Origin of the sequence: Edaphobacter flagellatus, from assembly GCF_025264665.1 — a bacterium.
GTDB classification, from domain to species: domain Bacteria; phylum Acidobacteriota; class Terriglobia; order Terriglobales; family Acidobacteriaceae; genus Edaphobacter; species Edaphobacter flagellatus.
In genome coordinates, this window is sequence record NZ_CP073697.1 from 3,346,548 (window position 1) to 3,366,125 (window position 19,578).

The window sequence follows — 19,578 nt, forward strand, 5'->3', positions numbered from 1 at the left end:
GAGATGAACTAATCTCCGGCAACTGTTTGCGGAGCTGAGCTAATGACCTTCTTCTCTGGCACAGTCTTAGCGAACTTCGCTCTCAGTCGATCGAAGAACAGGTAAACCACCGGGGTAGTGAACAGGGTCAGGCATTGTGAAACGATCAGTCCGCCGACGATCGTGATGCCCAGCGGGCGACGAAGCTCGCTTCCAGTTCCGCGCCCTAGGGCCAGAGGGAGTCCACCCAGCAGAGCAGCCATCGTAGTCATCATGATGGGGCGGAAACGTAGCAAACAAGCCTGATAGATTGCATCAACCGGCTTTTTGCCCTCAATTCTCTCAGCTGCCAGCGCAAAATCGATCATCATGATTGCATTTTTCTTCACGATACCGATCAGCAGAATAATGCCGATCATTGCAATCACGCTTAACTCCACCTTGAACAGCAATAGAGCTACGATGGCGCCGACACCCGCCGAAGGCAACGTGGAAAGAATCGTCAGCGGATGAATGAAGCTTTCATACAGCATGCCAAGCACAATATACACAGCTATGAGTGCCAGCAGAATCAGTAACGGCTCGCTCGATAGCGAAGCCTGGAATGCCTGAGCAGTACCGGCAAAGCCGCCGCGGACTGACGTTGGCATTCCTATGTTAATGCGTGCCTGCTCGATGGCCGCTGTTGCCTGGCTCAACGAGGCACCAGGCGTAAGGTTGAAGCTTAGTGTCGCCGCGGGCATCTGCGATTGATGATTGACTGTCAATGGGATGCGTTGCGACTCGTAATGCGTAATTGCCGAGAGCGGAACCATCGCCCCCGTCGTGCTCTTCACGTAGATGTTCTTCAAAGAATCGGGGTCGCGTTGGTATTCCGGAGCAACCTCCATCACAACGTGATACTGGTTTAGTGGCCTGTATGTCGTCGAAACCTGTCTCTGCCCAAACGCGTCCGACAGAGTTGAATCAATCGTTAGCGGTGAGATGCCGAGTCTTGAAGCCGTATCGCGGTCGATCACTAACTGTGCTCGAAGCCCCTGGTCTTGCTGGTCCGTTGCAATATCCTTCAGCTCGGGCAATTTCTGCATCGCAACCATCAGTTTTGGAGCCCATTCGTCCAGATCCTTCAGATTGTCTGATGTAAGGGTGTACTGATACTGCGTCGCCGAACTGCGCCCGCCGATCCTCAGCTCCTGTTGAGACTGCAGATACAGTGTCGCTCCTGGAATGCCGGCAGTCCTTGGCCGCAAACGATTGATAATAACCTCGGCTGAATCGCCGGTCTTCTGTCGTACCGCATCGTCCTTGAGAGCGATAAACATATTGCCTGAGTTCGACCCGCCACCACCTGGGCCGCCGCCGCCAACGAACGCCATAACATTCTCGACCCCCGGGTCCTGTTGAACAATGGCTGCGAGTTGGACTACTTTTTGCTTCATCGCATCGAAGGAGACATCTTGCTGTCCGCGGATCATTCCGCCAAGCCGCCCTGTATCTTGCTGCGGGAAGAAGCCCTTCGGTACGAGAATGTAGAGATAGACATTCAGCACGAAGGTGAGGATGGTGATCGTCAATACGAGTCCTTGGTGTCGAAGAACCCACTGGAGGCCACGTTCATACTCTTCTGTAAGCCACTTCAGACCCTGTTCGCCCCAGCGGTAGAAAAGACCATGCTTGCGCTTATCATGCGATTCCAGGAACTTTGCGCTGAGCATTGGCGTCGTCGTCAGTGAAACCGCAAGCGATACCATAATCGCTGCCGAAAGCGTTACGGCGAACTCTCTGAAGAGTCGGCCTACGATTCCGCCCATGAGCAGAATGGGGATGAACACAGCAATCAGCGAGATGCTCATTGAGACCACCGTGAATCCGATCTCACGAGAGCCGTCCATCGCAGCCTGGAACGGCGTTTTTCCGCTCTCAAGATGTCGCGAGATATTTTCGATGACCACGATGGCATCATCAACGACGAAGCCCGTTGAGATAGTCAGAGCCATCAAGCTCAGATTGTCCAGTGTGTATCCCAGCAGATACATGACACCGAAGGTTCCGAGCAAACTTAATGGCACAGAAACGCTCGGAATCAATGTTGAGCGGACCTCACGCAGGAAGACGAAGACCACCATGATGACCAGCAGGATCGAGATCACCAATGTTTTCGTAACGTCCTTGACTGAGGCTCGGATCGTCGTTGTCCGATCCAACACAACGTCAAGCCGAATCGCAGGGGGGATCGATGCCTGCAACGTCGGTAACAGCTTCAGAACACTGTCGACCGTTTCAATGACATTCGCCGTCGAAGTCTTGAAGACGATCACCAGAATGGATGGCTTGCCGTTGAAGGTGCCACCTGTGTGGATGTCTTCGACCGAATCAATAACCTGAGCTACATCCTGAATGCGTACAACACTCGTACCAGCTGTTGCCGTTTGCAACGCAGTAGCAGTCGGACTGCTCGACGTATTACTCGCTGTCGTCGAGTTCGCACTACTTATAGCGCTTTGCAGGGACGCGGGCAGTCCATTGGATGCTGCTGCACTGCTTACTGGACCGCGGCCAGTCGAAACAATAAGAGGCGCATAGGCAGCAGCGCCAAAGAGCTGATCTGTCGTGCTGATGCTCCATCGTTGCGTATCGTTCTGCAGATATCCCTTCGGCTGGTTGACATTGATCGTTCCAAGGGCCGCCCGCAAAGCTTCAAGACCCAACCCATAGTTGGATAACTGAGTAGGGTTCGCCTCAATCCGGACAGCTGGTTTAGCGCTGCCGCCGCAGAAGGTCTGCCCAACACCTTCAACCTGCGCGATCTTCTGGGCCAGAATGCTGTCGCATGCATCGTAAATCTGCGGTACGGAGAGCGTATCGGACGTGAGCGCCAAAATCAGAATCGGCGAATCGGCCGGATTGATCTTTCGATAACTGGGATTCTGTGGAAGATTCGACGGAAGCTGGCTGCGCGCAGCATTGATAGCTGCCTGTACGTCACGCGCAGCACCGTTCACATCGCGGCTCAGATCGAACTGCAGTGTAATCGAGCCATTGCCAAGCCCTGAACTCGATGTCATCTCATTGACACCGGCGATGCGTGAAAACTGTCGCTCCAATGGAGTCACAATCGCCGAAGCCACTGTCTCTGGGTCAGCTCCGGGAAGTCCGGCGCCAACCGAGATGACCGGAAACTCAACCTGCGGAAGGCTCGCTACCGGCAGCATTTTGTAAGCGACTGCACCCGCGAGAATGATCGCCACCGAAAGCAATGTTGTAGCTACTGGACGCTTGATAAATGGCGCAGAGAAGTGTGCTCCGCCTGCCTTCGATAAACTCAGAGCCTCTTTGCGAGCCTCGTTCAGGCTGTGATTTTCACCCGGTTTGTGATAGATGTCGGCCATCAGTCTGCGCTCACCGCGTGCTCATGCGCTCGGAGCTCTGCATCTGCTTCTTTGGTGTGCAGATACTTCCGTCCAATGCGGTCAAAGAATAAGTAGACGACTGGAGTTGTAAATAATGTCAGTACCTGCGAAACAATCAGGCCGCCGACGATGGCAATACCTAGCGGACGGCGCAACTCGCTTCCCGTACCCGTGCCCATCGCTAGTGGTAATCCACCCAGCAACGCTGCCATCGTCGTCATCATGATCGGGCGGAAGCGCAATAGGCAAGCCTGATAAATAGCCTCCTCTGGCTCCATATCATGCTCGCGCTCCGCTTCGAGAGCGAAGTCGATCATCATAATGGCATTCTTTTTCACGATACCGATCAACAGGATGATGCCAATCAATGCGATAACACTCAGGTTGACATGGAAAAGCAACAACGCCAGAATCGCGCCTACACCTGCTGACGGTAATGTCGAGAGAATAGTGATCGGGTGAATGTAGCTCTCGTACAGCACGCCGAGAACAATATACACAACGATGAGCGCGGCAAGAATCAGCAGAGGCTCGTTAGTGAGCGATGCCTCGAATGCTCGCGCCGTACCTTGAAACTCTGCATTAACGCTCGGAGGAAGATTCAACTCTTGCTTCGCTTTGTTGATTGCCGCTACCGCATCGCCGATCGACTTCCCAGGAGCCAGGTTGAACGAGATCGTTACAGCAGGGAACTGTCCCTGGCGATTGATGGCAAGGGACGTTCTTCGCTCTTCAAAATGTGTGAAAGCGGACAGCGGAACCTGTGTGTTGTTTGAACTCTTCACATAGATGTTGTCCAGTGAAGTTGGTGTCGTCTGAAATTTAGGAGCGACCTCGAGCACAACGTGATATTGGTTCAGTTGTGTGAAGATGGTCGAAACCTGTCGCTGTCCGAAGGCGTCGTCCAGCGTGTCGTCAATGTTTTGCGGAGTGATACCCAAACGCGACGCTGTATCGCGGTCGATCACCAGATGCGCTTCCAGTCCTTCCAGTTGTTGGTCGCTGGCAACATCCGTCAGTTCAGGAAGCTGAGATAGCTTCTCCACCATACGATTCGTCGTTGAGGCAAGCTCCGTTGCGTTCGCGTCTTCCAGCGAGTATTGGTACTGTGTGCGGCTTACGCGATCTTCGACGGTCAGGTCTTGCAGTGGTTGCAGATAGCACTGAATACCGTCAACCCGCTTCAATTTCTGGTTCAGGCGCTGAATAATATCCGTTGCGGAATTAGTGCGCTGTTCGCGATCGCGAAGATTAATCTGAATGCGTCCGCTATTGAGTGTCGAGTTTGTTCCATCGATACCGATGAATGAAGAGACGCTCTCAACGTCCGGATCCTCCAAAATAGCGCGAGCAAGTTGTTGCTGCTTTGTACTCATCGCCTGGAAACTGATCGTTTGGGGGCCCTCGGTGATTCCCAGCAAAACGCCTGTATCCTGCACAGGGAAGAAGCCCTTCGGTACGACAATGTAGAGATAGATCGTGAGAATGAACGTAGCCAGCGTCACCAGCAGCGTCAACGTCTGGTGGCGCAATACCCAGCGCACACCGACCGCATATTTTGCGATGACATACTCGAAAAACTCTTCGCTCTTACGGTAAAAAGCATTCTGCTCGCTCTCGGGCGTGTGCTTCAGCAGCTTGGCGCACATCATCGGCGTCAGCGTCAGCGAAACAATAGCCGAAACCAGAATCGTCACCGATAGCGTGACCGCAAATTCACGGAAGAGACGTCCAACGATATCGCCCATAAACAGCAACGGAATCAGCACTGCAATCAGCGAGATCGTCAGCGAGAGAATAGTGAAGCCGATCTGTTCGGATCCCTTTAGCGAGGCCGTCAGCGCATCATCGCCCTCCTCGAGATAGCGTGAGATGTTTTCGATCATCACAATGGCGTCGTCGACAACGAATCCCGTCGAAATCGTCAACGCCATCAGGCTTAGGTTATTCAGGCTGTATCCCAGCAGATACATTACCCCGAAAGTGCCGACGATTGAGAGAGGAACAGCGATCGACGGAATGATCGTGGCGGCAATCGACCTGAGAAAAAGGAAGATCACCATGACGACCAGAGCGATCGTTAGCATCAGCTCGAACTGCACGTCCTTCACCGAGGCCCGTATGGTGTTCGTTCTATCGGTCAGTACCTCGAGCGTGACAGTAGCTGGCAACGAAGAGCGCAACTGCGGTAACAGTTTTTGAACTTCGTCGACGACGCCAATGATATTGGCGCCCGGCTGGCGCTGAATATTGATGATGACGGCAGGTTTGAGCTCCAGATCTCGAGCAGGTACAACATTGCCTTTTTCGTCCTTACCTTCGGGACGGGCCGACGTTCCCATCCACGCTGCCTGATATAGATTTTCTGCACTGTCCACAGCATTGGCGACGTCGGAGAGTCGCACCGGCGAGCCATTACGGTAAGCAATAATGACCGCGTTGTAATCGGCCGCTGTCTGTATCTGATCGTTCGCGCCGATGGTATAGGACTGATGCGAGCCATTCAGCGTACCCTTGGCCTGATCGACGTTCGCAGTGCCCAGCGCGCTGCGCATATCTTCAAGGCTCAGGCCATAATTGGCCATCGCCGTTGGATTCGCCTGAATACGGACAGCGGGCTTCTGGCCGCCGTTGATGGAAACCAGACCAACGCCTGAGAGCTGCGAAATCTTCTGCGCCAGAATGGTGTCGGCAATATCCTCCACTTTCGACATCGGTAGTGAAGGACTGGTCAGTGCCAGCGTCAGGATCGGAGCATCAGCCGGGTTGACCTTGCTGTAGACCGGCGGATTCGGTAGGTCTTTCGGCAGGTAGCTGAAAGCTGCATTGATGGCAGCTTGAACATCCTGCTGTGCAATATCGATTGATTCAGCCAGATCAAACTGCAGTGTAATGACGCTACCGCCGCCTGAGCTGCTCGATGTCATCTGCGTCAGACCCGGAATCTGGCCAAATTGCCTCTCCAGAGGGGCTGTTACGGACGATGCCATGACCTCCGGGCTGGCCCCTGGATAGAAAGTCATTACCTGAATAGTCGGGTAATCGACCTGCGGAAGAGCCGAGACGGGAAGCTGAAGATAAGCGACCCAGCCGGCAAGCAAAATGGCCACCATCAAAAGCGAGGTGGCCACAGGCCGCAGAATAAATGGCCTGGATGGACTCATGGTTGCTGGCCTCCACTATGGCCCTGACCCTGCGGTTTCGGCTGGGTATTGGTTTCTTGGGCATCCGAAGTCACCACGCCTGTTGCGGCGCGGTTCGGATTCACGGGTTTTGGACCATTAGGATTCGATGACTGTCGCGGGATTACACGGCTACCGTTGCGAAGCTTCTCCTGTCCGTCCACGACGACGACCTCGCCAGCCGACACGCCGCTCGAAAGAATAATTTGCGAGCCTTCCGTCAGATCCACTTTGACTGTACGTACTTCAACATAATGCGGGGGTTGATTTTGTCCACCATGACCAGGACCTGCTGCGGCTTGCGGAGTACCAGCCCCACCCTGCGATCCTTTACCCGCACTGTGTCCGTTTCCGTTGCCACCCTGTTGCCTTAATGAGGCGGGTGGCTCGCCATCCTTCACAACGTAAACATAGTTGCCCTGAGACCCGGACAATAGAGCCGCTGCCGGGATCACGATTGCATTCGGCCGCTGCTCAAGAATCAAGCGGACGTTGACGAACTGATTCGGGAACAGAGCGCCATCCTTGTTGTCGAAGATGGCCTTGACCTTTACTGTTCCGGTGGTGGTGTCGATCTGGTTGTCTACTGTCAACATGGTCCCGGTTGCAAGGTGCGTCGTTCCTGAGCGGTCATACGCCTCAACCGGAAGCTTTTTGCCCTGCCGTACCAGGTCGAGCACATCGGGAAGATGATCCTCGGGAAGAGTAAAGACGACAGCGATCGGCTGGAGTTGCGTTACGACCAGCAGCCCATTCGCGTCAGCTGCATGGACGATATTGCCGGGATCAACCAGACGAAGACCGACAACACCGTCGATAGGCGAGGTGATCTTCGTGTAATTCAGATTTACCTGCGCCGCCTGAATCGCGGCCTGGTCCGCCTGAATGGCTCCACTGGACTGTCCTGCCGCTGCCACCTGTGCCTGCGCGTTTTCGTTCGAGACCACTCCGGCCTGATAGAGCGCGGTATAGCGATTTGCCTGCGCCTGATCGTTAGCATGCTGGGCCTGATCTTTAGCCAGCTGACCCTTTGCTTGCGACAAAGTAGCTTGATAGGGTGCCGGATCGATCTCAGCCAGCAACTGCCCCTTCTTGACTGCTTGTCCTTCACGTACGTTTACACGGATCAACTGGCCATCTACCCGCGACTTCACCGTAACCGTGTTGTACGCTGTCACCGTTCCTAGCTGCGTCAGGTAGATGGGCATGGTCTTCTGCTGTACCGCGAGGGTCTGGACCGGGGTTGGTCTGTCGAGCGCCGCTGCCATCTTCTGACTCTGGGCCGTCTGTTCCTCAGTATTCTTGCGGATCTTCCAGACTGCTGCGCCGACCGCTAAGGCGACTATCAGCAGGACGAGCCATTTGCGAAAGCCTAGCCCTGCGGGTTTCTCCGGCTCAGGCGAAGTAATGCGCCGTTCCGGCGCGGAAGGTGCGATGCGGGGTTCTTGTTCGCTGATGGGGGCTGACGACATGGGTGCGTTCACCGGTGCTCTCAGTTGTTAACTAACCAGGCTGTTGATGAAATCTGTGAAACAGAGGATGTTACCGCTCGGAGGAAACATCAGAATAAATGATAATGACGGATAGAAGGTTGCGAAGGTTTCGTCGTTCCTTGCACTAAAACGACATAATATCGACGAAACCCACCGGTAGAAAGAACTTAACTCCCTAGGGAAGGAACACAATTTTGGTTATCTCCGACACCGTGCTCGCGCCTGTCACCTCCCCGGTGCTTTGTGTTGACCTCGACGGCACGTTGGTCAAATCGGATACTCTTGTCGATTCGACACTTGCCCTCGCACGCCAGCATCCTGCACTCCTGCTCAGGCTTCCGGGGTGGTTGATGGAAGGTAAGGCCTCTCTTAAGAAACACATAACAGCTTCCGTGTCACTGGATGTAGCCCATTTGCCCTACAACCGGGAACTTTTGCAATATCTCGAGCAGGAGCACGCAAAGGGGCGTCCTATCTATCTGGCTACAGCTGCAGACGAAGCGCTGGCCCGGCGCGTCGCCGACCATCTTGGTTTGTTTGACGGCGTTTTAGCCTCAGACGGAGCAAAGAATCTTGCAGGAAATAACAAATTAGCCGCCTTTCAGCAGGCCTTTGGGGACAATTTCTGTTACATCGGCAATGCATCTCCTGACCTCCCGCTCCTGCGAAGCTGCCGCGAACCCATGGTGGCGAACCCGACTCCGGCATTGAGCGCAGCGTTGCGGAGGGCAAACGTCATCCCGGTTCGGACGTTTTCTGAGAAGACCTCTTCCTTGAAGGCCTGGTCAAAAGCGATCCGTATTCACCAGTGGGCCAAGAATATCCTTATTTTTCTGCCAGTTCTGCTGGCACATGCCCTGTCTCCGGCCCTGTTTGCAGCGGCGGGAATGGCGGTCCTTTCTTTTGGGCTTTGTGCCTCAGCCACCTACATCGTGAACGATCTATTGGATATCGAGGCCGACCGTATCCATCCACGTAAACGCCGTCGACCGTTTGCCTCTGGCGATCTCTCGGCAATCTCGGGCGTCGGCGTCATCGTTGCCTTCCTGATTGCCTCCATTGCTATTGCCATCGCGCTGCCCGCGGTAGTTGCGCACATCTCTCCAGCAAAAGCACTAGTCCGGCCATATCACTTTCTGGCCTGGCTGGCGATCTATGCCGTCACGACGCTGGCCTACTCGCTACGGCTCAAGCGTGCCGTACTGGTCGACGTCATCGTCCTCTCCGGTCTGTACACCATCCGAATCCTTGCGGGTTCGGCCGCAACGGGAGTTGATGTCTCTACGTGGCTTGCAAGCTTCAGTATCTTCTTTTTTCTCTCTCTGGCCTTCGTTAAGCGTTTCGCCGAGCTCGAAAACCTGCGTGAGCGGGGCGGGGTTATGTCCAAGGGGCGTGGCTATCACATCTCCGATGTAGAGCAGCTTCGTAGCTTCGGTTCTGCCTCCGGCTATGTTTCGGTCGCCGTCCTTACGCTCTATATCTCGAACCTCGATGCAGCCCAGCTCTACACGCACACCAAGCGCCTTTGGCTGCTGGTTCCCGTTCTATTGCTCTGGATCAGCCGTCTCTGGCTCCAGGCATCGCGCGGAGAACTTGATGAAGACCCGGTCGTCTACGCCATCACGGACCGCCGCAGCCTGCTCCTTGGGGCGGTCGTCCTATTGATTGTGCTCTCGGCTCTGTAATGACGCATCTCATTTATCCTGAAGCAGACAATGAGTGATACGATTCCCCAGCTCTCCAGCTATGACGAGCCTTCGCTCGAAGCCGCTTTCGCCACACTTTCGGCCGAAGTCCGCCAGCAGGCCGCGGCTCTTGCCAATGCCGAAGCGCAGGAAAACTTTCGCCTTCACTGGCTCGGCCGCAAGCAGGGGCGACTGAAGCTTATCTCCGATGCCTGGCTTAAGGCCGCTCCTGCCGAAGCACGCAAGCCTCTCGGCATCCGGTTCAATCAGCTCAAGCAGCAGATCGAAGAGACTCTGGAATCAGGAGCGGTCGCAGCGAAGGCCGGGGCAGAAACCAATGTTCAGGGAATCGATATTAGCTTGCCCGGTACGGCGCGACAGCCAGGCATCGCTCATCCCCTGCTTTCGACCATGCATGAGGTCGTACGTGTCTTCCACCAGTTGGGCTATTCCACCAATCTTGGCCCGCAGGTTGAGAGCGATTTCTATAACTTCGAGGCACTCAACTTTCCGCCCAATCACCCTGCGCGCGACACACAGGACACCCTGCAGATCGCCAACCAGCAAGCGCGGCCCTCGCGCGACCGCCTGCTGATGCGCACGCACACATCGCCCGTGCAGATCCGCACCATGATCGCGCAGGGGCCTCCTGTCCGCATCGTGATTCCGGGTAAGGTGCATCGCAACGATGCCGCCGATGCAACGCACTCGCCCATCTTCCATCAGATCGAAGGGCTTTGCGTCGACACCAACATCACCTTCTCCGACCTTAAAGGAACGCTTGATCACGCCATGAAGGCGCTCTTTGGCTCGGCAGTAAAGACGCGCTTCTTCCCGAGCTTCTTTCCGTTCACCGAGCCCTCAGCCGACGTGCAGATCTCCTGCATCTTCTGCGGAGGCACAGGCTGCCGCAAGTGCAAGCATTCAGGTTGGATCGAGTTGCTGGGCTGCGGCATGGTCGATCCGGCGGTATTCGCGGCGGTTACAGCGGAGCGTCGCAAGAAAAATCCTGACGACGATGCGTACGACCCAGCAAAGATCTCAGGATTCGCCTTCGGTATGGGCGTCGAACGCATAGCCATGATGCTGCATGGCGTCTCCGATATCGGTCAGTTCTATTCAGGCGATATGCGGTTTTTAGAGCAGTTCGCTTAAATAAGCATGGGCATGATCGCTTCGATCATGCCAGTTTTTGTTCAGTTCGAATCGCTGGCCGGCTTGGGGAGAAATCCGAAAAGCAAGTGAACGATGGCTAGCCCCAGCGCTCCAAGAAATGCTGCCTTGAAGGTCGTCACGGAAAATCCCGGCACAAATTTAGCCGAAAAATACAGAATCACCGCGTTGATGACCAGAAAGAACAAGCCGAAAGAGAGAATCCCCAACGGTAGTGTGACAAACTTCAGCAGCAGTCCCAGCGTTGCGTTCAATAAACCAATCACGATGACGGCAATCAACGCCGAGACGAAATTGCTGATATCGAAGCCCTGAACGAAATGGGCGATAACTAATAGGGCGACAGCATTCAGAATCCAGTGCAGCAACCAGCGCATAGCGTGATCTTCTCCTGGGTAGGTTGAGCAAGCACTAGCCCTGTGCTCGCTCAACGAAGCATACCTCACCCAGGCGAAGGCGGGAACAATAGTTGTAAAAACAATAGTTATAGTTACTTCGACTTCGACACTCCACGGTCAGAGTCGATCGTGCGCAATCTACATTCGCGGCTCATGACAGGTAAACTTGTCTAAGGGGCGAAGTACCATGGGAAAACTATTCCAGTGCATCGAGCCGGCTCATCGCGAATTCATCGAGCGGCAGCATATCTTCTTCAATGCCTCGGCGGCGGCGACCGGGCGTGTCAATGTCTCACCACGTGATGTTGCCGCTCTGCGTGTCCTTAGTGCGCACTCTGTCGTTTACCTCGATCGCACTGGCAGCGGTAATGAAACGGCTGCCCACCTGCTTGCGGATGGACGCCTCACTCTGATGTTCTGCGCCTTCGAAGGCGCTCCGCTCATCCTGCGTCTCTACGGACGTGGCCACATCATTCCTCGGCCCAGCGAGCAGTACACCGCACTCCTCAAGGCGCATTTCGCAGCTGCCGAGCCTCCCGGAGCCCGCCAGATGGTCTGGCTTGATGTTGATTCGGTTCAGACCTCTTGTGGTATGAACGTTCCCTTCTTCGACTATGTCAGTGAGCGCGACCAGCTGACTCGTTGGGCCGAGGTTAAGGGTGAGGCGACGCTGGATGAGTACCGCCGGCAGAAAAATGTTCAGAGTATCGACGGCTTCCCGACAGGCATGTTTGAACCTGTTTCTTAGTTCCTGCTGCGCTGCATCAGGGCAGCTTCACCATTTAGACTAGAAGCCGTTCATCATGAGAGTGCTTACAAGCTGGCTGCGCCACTATCTCCCTACGCTTTCTGTTACGGATCGGCAACTGGCCGACGACCTCACCCTTCGCGGCATCGCCGTCGAAGGCGTTCACCAGCTTAGCGACGGGCATCTCTTCGAGATGGACATCACGACCAACCGCGTCGACGCCATGAACCACTACGGCATCGCGCGAGAGGCGGCAACGATCTACAACCTTCCGCTTGCGCCGCTTCATCCTGCGCTGCCCATCGGCACGCTTGTCGATCAGCCGTTCTCTGTCCGCATCGCGCCGGAGGCCAAGGGCCTCTGTGGGCGCTTCACGGCGCAGGTGCTGCGTGGCGTCACCATCGCTCCAAGCAGGGGACGCGTCGCCGAATATTTCGACCTGCTTGGCCAGAAGCAGATCTCCAACGCCGTCGATGCTTCTAACTTCACTCTTCTCGGTATGGGGCATCCCACGCATGCTTTCGACCTCGATAAGATCGAAGGCGGCATTATCGTCCGCCTGGCGCGCAGGGGCGAAAAACTCCGACTGCTTGACGGTACCGAGCGCACGCTCGAAGCCGACGACCTCGTCGTAGCGGATGAGAAGAAGGCGCTCGCCTTAGCGGGCGTGATGGGTGGCTGGGATTCGATGATTACCCCTGAGACGAAGAATATCCTCGTCGAGGCGGCATGGTTCGATCAGGCCAGTGTACGGCGCAGTTCGCGGCGACATCTGTTGCATACCGATGCCAGCCATCGCTTCGAGCGGGGAGCCGACTTCAACGCCGCTCCTCTGGCCAACGCGCTTGTCTGCGAACTGATTCTTGAGGCAGGCGGGAAACTCGAAGGCGAGCTTGTGGATGTCATCGATCCCGATGTCGCTGCCCGAACGGCAAACCGCGTACCCATCGAACTTGCCGTCGCGCAGGTGCGCCGCCATCTTGGCACCACCCTCGATCCCGAAGGAATCACTGCGGAAATCGTCCATCAGTATCTTGCCTCGCTGGGCTGCGAACCGCTGTTGCATGGCCTTGATGTCTACCTCGTCAAGTTGCCGTCATGGCGTCTCGATCTTGAGCGTGAGATCGACCTGATCGAAGAGATTGCCCGTGTTTATGGCTACAATCGTTTCGCCAACACGCTGCCAACGGCACTACCGGTCGTTGACTATCCCTCTGCTGCCGCCGAGCATGCCGTCCGCAACCGTCTGTTGCAGCTTGGCTTCAGCGAAGCCGTCTCCAGCACTTTCGCGAGCCGCGAAGATGCTGACCTTTTCTACGGTACTGACGCCGAGATGAGCGCAGGAAAGAAGACTGTAGCGATGGAGAACCCTCTCTCCGAGGAGGCCTCGCTCCTTCGTCCGTCACTCATTCCGGGCATGCTTACGATGCTCGCGCACAATCTCAACCGCGACGTTCGCGAGGTGCGGCTCTTCGAGCACGGACAGGTCTTTACCGGAACGATTCCGGCTGATGCCGGCTATGTCTCCGAGGTCCACGAGAGCCAGCAGCTCTCGCTCGGCATGACCTCGGCTGAGGTGCGTCCGACGCCGCTGTACCCAGCCGTCGATGCGCCAATCTTCGAGCTCAAGGGCGTGATCGAATCGCTCACATCACTGTTCGTTCTTCCCGGTGGCGAGGCAGCGCTCTCCTTCACGACGGCGAACACCCCGGCATGGCTCGAGCCTGGCCGTAGCGCCTGCGCGCTTCTTAATCATCAGCCGATTGCATACTTCGGCGAACTGGCATCGTCTTCGAAGGAGGCTCGCAAGCTACGTCAGCCTGTCTATCTTGCGAAGATCGATCTGGTACGGCTCTATGAGCTTCCGCTCCGGCGTGCTACTTCGCACGAGCTTTCGCGTTATCAGGCTGTCGAGCGCGACTTCTCGTTCGTCTTCGCCGATTCGATCGTTTGGAGCAACATCGCGGAAGCCATCCACGCACTCGCCATTTCGGAATTGACGCGTCTTACCCCCGAGGAGATTTTCCGCGATCCGAAAGGGAAGGCCGTTGCGCAGGGCCAGTATTCGCTTCTCCTGCGGACTGTCTTCCAATCGCACGACCGAACCTTGCGAGAGGAAGAGATCGCCAGTTGGTCCATGCGCATCGTCGAGACGCTGAAGGCTCTCGGCGGAACGCAGCGTGCGTAAGATTTTCCAAGATTACGAAGGAATTTCCCGCATCCATTGTGGTTCCCCGGCCAATTTCGGTCTGGTTATCCACATCTTTTGCGCGTCTATACTGAATCGAAGATTTCTTGCAGGAGTGTAGTGATGACCACAGCAGCGATCAGCGTCGACGAGTTCCAGGCACTTGAGCAGAAGGTGCTGCGCGCCGTCGAGATCGTCAAGAAGGAGCGCGAGGCTCGCGCCAAAGCCGAGGCCGAGGTCGCCAGCTTGAAAGAGCAGCTCGAGTTCCAGACCCTGGTTGCCAGCGAGGCCCAGGCTGCCGTCAACACGCTCACGAAGGATCGCGAAACTGTAAAGACCCGTGTCGAAAAGATGCTGCAACAGATGGATGAACTGCTGTAGCGAAACCAGGAGGAAGATTAGATGGATCAGACAGCGCAGACGACAAAGACAGCTTCATCGCAGGTTGAACCCCAGCCCGAGAAACAGTCCGTCGCAGTCGAGATCTACGATCAGATCTACCATCTACGCGGTATCGATCCCGCTTATATTGAGCAGTTGGCGCAAATTGTCGATTCGAAGATGCGCGCCGTCTCCGCACTGGGCAACACCGTCGACTCGCTGCGTGTCGCGGTGCTGGCCGCGCTCAATATCGCTGATGAGTTGGAGACCCTGCGCCAGCGTTACGAGAGCCTCTCCGGTAGCCTCTCTCTTTCGCAGGTCACGATGCGCTCCCGCGCCGGTTCTCTGGCTGGCCTGCTGGACGAAGTGCTCGAAGATCGCAAGGTCGGCTGACTTTCTTCTTGATCTTTCCGCGATTCTCCGTGAATCATGACGGCTGTCCTGAACAGTTGATTTTACGGAATTTGTAAATGCATCTTCTTTCTGCTTTTACGCTTAGCTGTGTTCTCATGTGCCCGCTCGCCGGTGCTGCACAGTCTTCCGACAGCTACAAATCCGATCCGAAGTACGTCGCCGCGATGGCCGAAGGCAAGAATCCATCGCTCTCGTTGGCGAAGATGGCCCCGGCCTTTAATGTCACTGCTTTGGATGGTTCTCGCTTCAACCTGGATGAGATGGGCGGCAAAGTTGTTCTGATCGACTTCTGGGCAACATGGTGCGGTCCATGCAATCGCGAGCTTCCTCATATGAAGAAGCTCGCTCAGGAGTTTGCAAACGAACCGCTGGTGATTATCAGTGTCAGCTGGGATTCAGACGAAGCGAAGTGGAAGGACTTCATCGCCAAGAATGGCATGACGTGGGTGCAGTACCGTGATGCCGATCATGCACTGTCGAATGCATTTGGCATCAATGCTATTCCGCATTACTTTACGATCGACAGCGATGGCGTTTTAACGGCGGAGATGCTGGGCGAAGATTCCAACGTTGAGGGCAAGTTAAAGAAGCTGATTGCAAAGGCCAAGGCTGCTCGCGAAGCGGCGCCTAAGACGACAGGTATTGGAGACTGACGCGCTCTTTTTCATGCTTGAATAGAAGCAGGCATGTACATTCCCAAATTCAATGAAGAGACGCGCGTTCCGGTCCTCGATCAGCTGATGCGCTCCCATCCTCTTGCCACGCTCGTTACGATGGGGGCCTCGGGCCTCTTCGCGACGCATCTTCCTATGGTGCTTCACCGTGTAGACGACACCCACGCCACGCTGCGCGGACATCTCTCCCGCGCGAATGCGCAGTGGCGCGAATTCCGTCCCGATGTGCAGGCCCTCGCGATCTTCTCCGGACCGGAGCACTACATCACACCCAACTGGTACCCGGAGAAGGCGAAGACCGGCAAGGTGGTTCCCACGTGGAACTACGCCGTCGTGCATGCCTATGGCTCGCTGCGGATTATCGAAGACCCCACATGGCTACTCGAGCACCTGAACATGTTGACGAATACACATGAAGCTTCCTCGCCTACGCCATGGAAGATCAGCGACGCTCCCGAAGGTTATGTCGAAACCATCGCGAAGGGGATCGTCGGCATCGAGCTTGCGATTGAGCGGCTGGAGGGGAAGTGGAAGGTCAGCCAGAATCAGAATGAACAGACGCGGGCCTCTGTCGCTCGGGGGCTCGAAGCGCTTGGGGACGAAGCCAGCCTCGCCATGCGCGACCTCGTCAACGGAGAACGTTGAGTGCAGGTTTGTATAGCCTCTGAAAGGCCTGTTGATGCCTGTGGGGCCGTTCTGGGCTACACTTTCTCGCGTATGAAGATTGCCCAAATATATCTCCCTGTAGCGATCTCCCTGTTCTGCGCAACGACGGTCTTCGCGCAAGAACCCGCACGCCAGCAGCCTGCTCCGCCGCCGCCTCCAGTTCGTTCTGTCGAGGTCAATCCAGACCGCACGATCACCTTTCGCTACCGTGATGCTCTTGCCTCTCAGGTAAGCGTCTCGGTCGATGTAATGGGCAAGCCGCTCCCGATGGAGAAAAATGGCACCGACGTCTGGTCGGTCACTACCGAGCCGATGGCGCCGGAGATCTATGCCTATCACTTCAGCGTCGACGGCGGCAGCCGGCTCGATGCGGCAAATCCTCGTTTTGCGCCGAACCTCGTCGGTATTTCGAATCTCATCGAGGTTCCGGGTGACGCGCCTCAGCCATGGGACGCGACCAACGTCCCTCATGGCGTCGTGCATCATCACACCTACACCACCAATGTTGTTCTTGGGCTTGCAAACAACCAGAGCGATTATTACGTCTATACGCCGCCCAACTATGATCCGAAGGCAAAGAAGCCCTATCCCGTCCTGTTTCTGCTGCATGGCTGGAGCGACGATGCGTCCGGCTGGACTGCTGTCGGACAGGCGAATCTGATCCTCGACAATCTGCTGGCGCAGGGCAAGATCAAGCCGATGGTCGTCGTTATGCCACTTGGCTATGGCGATATGTCTTTCGTCCGCGATCACGATGTCTGGAACCAGTCGGAAAAGATCGACCATAATGTCTCCCTCTACCAAAAGGCACTCCTCTCCGAAGTTCTGCCGCAGGTGGAATCGGCCTACAACGTCTCGCGGAAGCGCGAAGGGCGTGCCATTGTTGGCCTTTCGATGGGCGGACTTGAATCACTGACAATCGGCCTGACGCATCCCGATATGTTTGCTTATGTTGGAGGCTTCAGTTCAGCCGTGCATTCTCTCGATGCAGCCGCGCAGTTTCCCTCGCTCGATCCCAAAATGGCCAATCTGCGTCTGCTGTGGATCGCCTGCGGCGTCGACGATCATTTGATTACACCCAACCGCGAGTTCATCACCTGGCTCAAGGGGAAGAAGATGCCAGTTACGCAGATCGAAACCCCGGGCCGACATACCTGGTCGGTATGGCGCGACAACCTCATCCACTTCACGCCATTGCTGTTTACCGACAAGTAGGTGGGAAGGGCGGATCGAGCCAGATTTCATCCAATGCACCAGGCATTCATCAAAATGCACCAAGCGAGCCAATCTGCGCGATAACCGCAATCGCGGGATAATAGATGGAGAAGCGCATGGAATCCTTCTTCATCCGGTTTAAGAACGTTCTGGTGCTGGTCACGGTCCTGCTGGCGCAGACCATCGGTCTGGCTGTCCAGGTGCGCCGCCCGGTCGAAGGGGGCGCACCTGATGGTCCTAAGGTCACATTGCTGCGGTCCTGGGTGATTGGTGTCGTCACACCCTTTGAGCGTTTTTTTCACGGCTTCGGCCACGTCGTTCGCTATGGCTGGTCCGACTATATCGATCTCAGAAACACGCGCCAGCAGAACCGCGACCTGCAGAACGAGGTCGCCCGTCTACGGCTTGAACAGGCACAGCTGGCCGAGGATGCAGTGCAAGGCCATCGCCTCCAGGAGCTTCTCAAGTTTCAGCAGAGCTATATCGCCTCGACTGTCCCTGCGCAGGTTATCGGAACCAGCGGAACCGACCAGTCGCGCGTGCTCAATATCGACAAAGGCTCAAGTGACGGCATCAGGATCGATCAGGCGGTGATTACTCCTGACGGCATCGTCGGCAAAATACGTGAGGTGCAGGGACATACCGCACAGGTCCTCGTCATCAACGATCAAAGCTCGGGCGCTGGAGTTCTGCTGGCGACCACCCGCATCCGCGCCATTCTGCGCGGCACGTCAACCGGGCATATCATCATCAACAATCTCACGCCGGACTCGCGCATCAAGCCGGGCGAGCAGGTCCTTACCTCAGGCGGCGATCAGATCTATCCCCGTGGTCTGCCTGTTGGTACGATCGAATCGATTGCGCCCGACCCCGACCATCAACCCTATACCATCATCCAGCTCAAGCCCGCGACCAATCTCTTTCAGCTTGAGGAGGTTCTGATCATCACCGGCATGCAGTCCACATTGCCTGGCGCTGCACAAAAGGATCTGGCTCAAGGAGTAGCCACCGCGCAGCAGTTGGCAGCCGAAAAAGCTGCGGCCAAAGCCGCCGCTGACGAAGCTGCAGCCGAGGCTGCGGCCCAATCCGCTTCGCAGGTTGTTGCTGAACGCCTCCCCAGCCTCCACGACGGGGAAACGTCAGCTGATCCCAATGCTGCGGGAGCCAATGTCGCCAAATCCACTTCGGCAAACCCTGCTGGAACCATCCCCAAGCCGCTGCCTGCATTACACCCTGACAAGTACAGCCCCGGAACAACTCCACCGGCTTCGACGCTTACACCAGGAGCCGGGCATCCATCCGGTCCTGTTAATGCGCCTGCGCCACGTCCAAAGACAAGCTCTACGAATTCGAGCGACCAGCCTGAACCGGAGTCCGTCAGCCCGAATAACTAACTATGCCAAGCCTTAGCTACACATCGCGTCAGGAGCTCGAGCAGCATAGCTTTCCGCCAGCTGTCACCCTGCTTGTGCCCGTGGCCGCTATCGTCCTGCAGGTACTGCTCTCGAAGCTTTACTGGCGGCTGGACATCCTCGACCTGCCTCTGATCGTCGCGATCTTCTTTGCCGTCTCCCGCCGCAGCCCGGCAGCAGGTACTCTTACCGGCGCTGCCATTGGCTTGGCGCAGGATGCGCTGACCGGACGTCCCATTGGCGTCAACGGCATGGCAAAGTCGGTCATTGGCTACATTGCGGCCAGCATTGGCGTGCAGGTCGATGTCGATAGCCTGGTGACGCGCGTCGTCATGAATTTCGGCTTCTCCATCCTGAACAGCATCCTTCTGTTCCTCATCAATCGCCGCCTGCTCGGACAGGCCGAAGTTCACGTGCAATGGGTGCATGAGCTCATTCGGGCACTTGCTAATACTGTTGTTGCTATACCGATCTTTTTTCTGCTCGACCTGACCAAACGGCCGGAGTGAAAGGACTCTGAGCACGTCTAACCGTTACACGCATCTGCAACCCGAGACACG

At 56.1% G+C, this 19,578-nt stretch carries 15 protein-coding genes; 11 read left to right on the forward strand and 4 right to left on the reverse strand.

All coding sequences use genetic code 11. The annotated features are described in order from the left end of the window. Positions 1 to 8: 8 nt before the first annotated feature. The 3 genes from KFE13_RS13940 to KFE13_RS13950 are packed head-to-tail and all read right to left on the reverse strand — an operon-like array spanning position 9 to position 8,043. Positions 9 to 3,368, reverse strand: a complete 3,360-nt coding sequence (locus tag KFE13_RS13940) for an efflux RND transporter permease subunit (protein ID WP_260703713.1) — start codon at positions 3,366 to 3,368, stop codon at positions 9 to 11. Continuing rightward, positions 3,368 to 6,553: a multidrug efflux RND transporter permease subunit gene (locus tag KFE13_RS13945; RefSeq protein ID WP_260703714.1), complete on the reverse strand. Its 3,186-nt coding sequence runs from the start codon at positions 6,551 to 6,553 to the stop codon at positions 3,368 to 3,370. Before KFE13_RS13945 ends, KFE13_RS13940 begins: the two co-directional genes overlap by 1 nt. Further along, positions 6,550 to 8,043 (reverse strand): efflux RND transporter periplasmic adaptor subunit, encoded by a 1,494-nt coding sequence (locus KFE13_RS13950; RefSeq protein ID WP_260703715.1) that lies wholly within the window; start codon positions 8,041 to 8,043, stop codon positions 6,550 to 6,552. The genes KFE13_RS13945 and KFE13_RS13950 overlap by 4 nt, the downstream gene beginning before the upstream one ends. Before the next feature lie 215 nt (positions 8,044 to 8,258). On the opposite strand from KFE13_RS13950, the gene KFE13_RS13955 reads away from it, so the two are divergent. Both KFE13_RS13955 and pheS read left to right on the forward strand, forming a co-directional pair. Further along, positions 8,259 to 9,749 (forward strand): UbiA family prenyltransferase, encoded by a 1,491-nt coding sequence (locus tag KFE13_RS13955; RefSeq protein WP_260703716.1) that lies wholly within the window; start codon positions 8,259 to 8,261, stop codon positions 9,747 to 9,749. A 30-nt stretch (positions 9,750 to 9,779) separates the two neighbouring features. Further along, entirely contained in the window at positions 9,780 to 10,904 is a 1,125-nt protein-coding gene (gene pheS, locus KFE13_RS13960; RefSeq protein ID WP_260703717.1) for a phenylalanine--tRNA ligase subunit alpha, read from the forward strand. 41 nt (positions 10,905 to 10,945) lie between these two features. Here the strand turns inward: pheS and KFE13_RS13965 are convergent, their stop codons facing one another. Next, on the reverse strand, positions 10,946 to 11,299 hold the full coding sequence (locus KFE13_RS13965) for a phage holin family protein (RefSeq protein ID WP_260703718.1): 354 nt from the start codon (positions 11,297 to 11,299) through the stop codon (positions 10,946 to 10,948). 208 nt (positions 11,300 to 11,507) lie between these two features. Between KFE13_RS13965 and KFE13_RS13970 the strand changes: the two genes are divergently transcribed. From KFE13_RS13970 to mreD, 9 genes are all read left to right on the forward strand, one after another. Next, positions 11,508 to 12,068, forward strand: coding sequence for a pyridoxamine 5'-phosphate oxidase family protein (locus KFE13_RS13970; protein WP_260703719.1), 561 nt, complete (start codon positions 11,508 to 11,510; stop codon positions 12,066 to 12,068). 55 nt (positions 12,069 to 12,123) lie between these two features. Continuing rightward, entirely contained in the window at positions 12,124 to 14,256 is a 2,133-nt protein-coding gene (gene pheT, locus KFE13_RS13975; protein ID WP_260703720.1) for a phenylalanine--tRNA ligase subunit beta, read from the forward strand. 123 nt (positions 14,257 to 14,379) lie between these two features. Then, the gene (locus KFE13_RS13980; RefSeq protein WP_260703721.1) at positions 14,380 to 14,637 is read left to right on the forward strand and encodes a hypothetical protein; all 258 of its coding nucleotides are present in this window, start codon (positions 14,380 to 14,382) and stop codon (positions 14,635 to 14,637) included. Between the two features lie 21 nt (positions 14,638 to 14,658). Next, entirely contained in the window at positions 14,659 to 15,030 is a 372-nt protein-coding gene (locus KFE13_RS13985) for a cell division protein ZapA (protein ID WP_260703722.1), read from the forward strand. 77 nt (positions 15,031 to 15,107) lie between these two features. Beyond that, a complete protein-coding gene (locus KFE13_RS13990) occupies positions 15,108 to 15,704 on the forward strand; it encodes a TlpA family protein disulfide reductase (protein ID WP_260703723.1) in 597 nt (198 codons plus the stop codon). Between the two features lie 33 nt (positions 15,705 to 15,737). Then, positions 15,738 to 16,370: an FMN-binding negative transcriptional regulator gene (locus KFE13_RS13995; protein WP_260703724.1), complete on the forward strand. Its 633-nt coding sequence runs from the start codon at positions 15,738 to 15,740 to the stop codon at positions 16,368 to 16,370. A 72-nt stretch (positions 16,371 to 16,442) separates the two neighbouring features. Beyond that, positions 16,443 to 17,606: an esterase gene (locus tag KFE13_RS14000; RefSeq protein WP_260703725.1), complete on the forward strand. Its 1,164-nt coding sequence runs from the start codon at positions 16,443 to 16,445 to the stop codon at positions 17,604 to 17,606. A 116-nt stretch (positions 17,607 to 17,722) separates the two neighbouring features. Continuing rightward, positions 17,723 to 19,000, forward strand: coding sequence for a rod shape-determining protein MreC (mreC, locus tag KFE13_RS14005; RefSeq protein WP_260703726.1), 1,278 nt, complete (start codon positions 17,723 to 17,725; stop codon positions 18,998 to 19,000). Positions 19,001 to 19,002: 2 nt separating this feature from the next. Beyond that, positions 19,003 to 19,527: a rod shape-determining protein MreD gene (mreD, locus tag KFE13_RS14010; RefSeq protein ID WP_260703727.1), complete on the forward strand. Its 525-nt coding sequence runs from the start codon at positions 19,003 to 19,005 to the stop codon at positions 19,525 to 19,527. The last annotated feature ends 51 nt before the right edge of the window (positions 19,528 to 19,578 follow it).

What these genes read in the sequence shown, in the direction of transcription:
- KFE13_RS13940 (WP_260703713.1), bottom strand. Translation starts at nt 3,368, where the DNA reads ATGGCCGACATCTATCACAAACCGGGTGAAAATCACAGCCTGAACGAG.
- KFE13_RS13945 (WP_260703714.1), bottom strand. Translation starts at nt 6,553, where the DNA reads ATGAGTCCATCCAGGCCATTTATTCTGCGGCCTGTGGCCACCTCGCTT.
- KFE13_RS13950 (WP_260703715.1), bottom strand. Translation starts at nt 8,043, where the DNA reads ATGTCGTCAGCCCCCATCAGCGAACAAGAACCCCGCATCGCACCTTCC.
- pheS (WP_260703717.1), top strand. Translation starts at nt 9,780, where the DNA reads ATGAGTGATACGATTCCCCAGCTCTCCAGCTATGACGAGCCTTCGCTC.
- KFE13_RS13965 (WP_260703718.1), bottom strand. Translation starts at nt 11,299, where the DNA reads ATGCGCTGGTTGCTGCACTGGATTCTGAATGCTGTCGCCCTATTAGTT.
- KFE13_RS13970 (WP_260703719.1), top strand. Translation starts at nt 11,508, where the DNA reads ATGGGAAAACTATTCCAGTGCATCGAGCCGGCTCATCGCGAATTCATC.
- pheT (WP_260703720.1), top strand. Translation starts at nt 12,124, where the DNA reads ATGAGAGTGCTTACAAGCTGGCTGCGCCACTATCTCCCTACGCTTTCT.
- KFE13_RS13980 (WP_260703721.1), top strand. Translation starts at nt 14,380, where the DNA reads ATGACCACAGCAGCGATCAGCGTCGACGAGTTCCAGGCACTTGAGCAG.
- KFE13_RS13985 (WP_260703722.1), top strand. Translation starts at nt 14,659, where the DNA reads ATGGATCAGACAGCGCAGACGACAAAGACAGCTTCATCGCAGGTTGAA.
- KFE13_RS13990 (WP_260703723.1), top strand. Translation starts at nt 15,108, where the DNA reads ATGCATCTTCTTTCTGCTTTTACGCTTAGCTGTGTTCTCATGTGCCCG.
- KFE13_RS13995 (WP_260703724.1), top strand. Translation starts at nt 15,738, where the DNA reads ATGTACATTCCCAAATTCAATGAAGAGACGCGCGTTCCGGTCCTCGAT.
- KFE13_RS14000 (WP_260703725.1), top strand. Translation starts at nt 16,443, where the DNA reads ATGAAGATTGCCCAAATATATCTCCCTGTAGCGATCTCCCTGTTCTGC.
- mreC (WP_260703726.1), top strand. Translation starts at nt 17,723, where the DNA reads ATGGAATCCTTCTTCATCCGGTTTAAGAACGTTCTGGTGCTGGTCACG.
- mreD (WP_260703727.1), top strand. Translation starts at nt 19,003, where the DNA reads ATGCCAAGCCTTAGCTACACATCGCGTCAGGAGCTCGAGCAGCATAGC.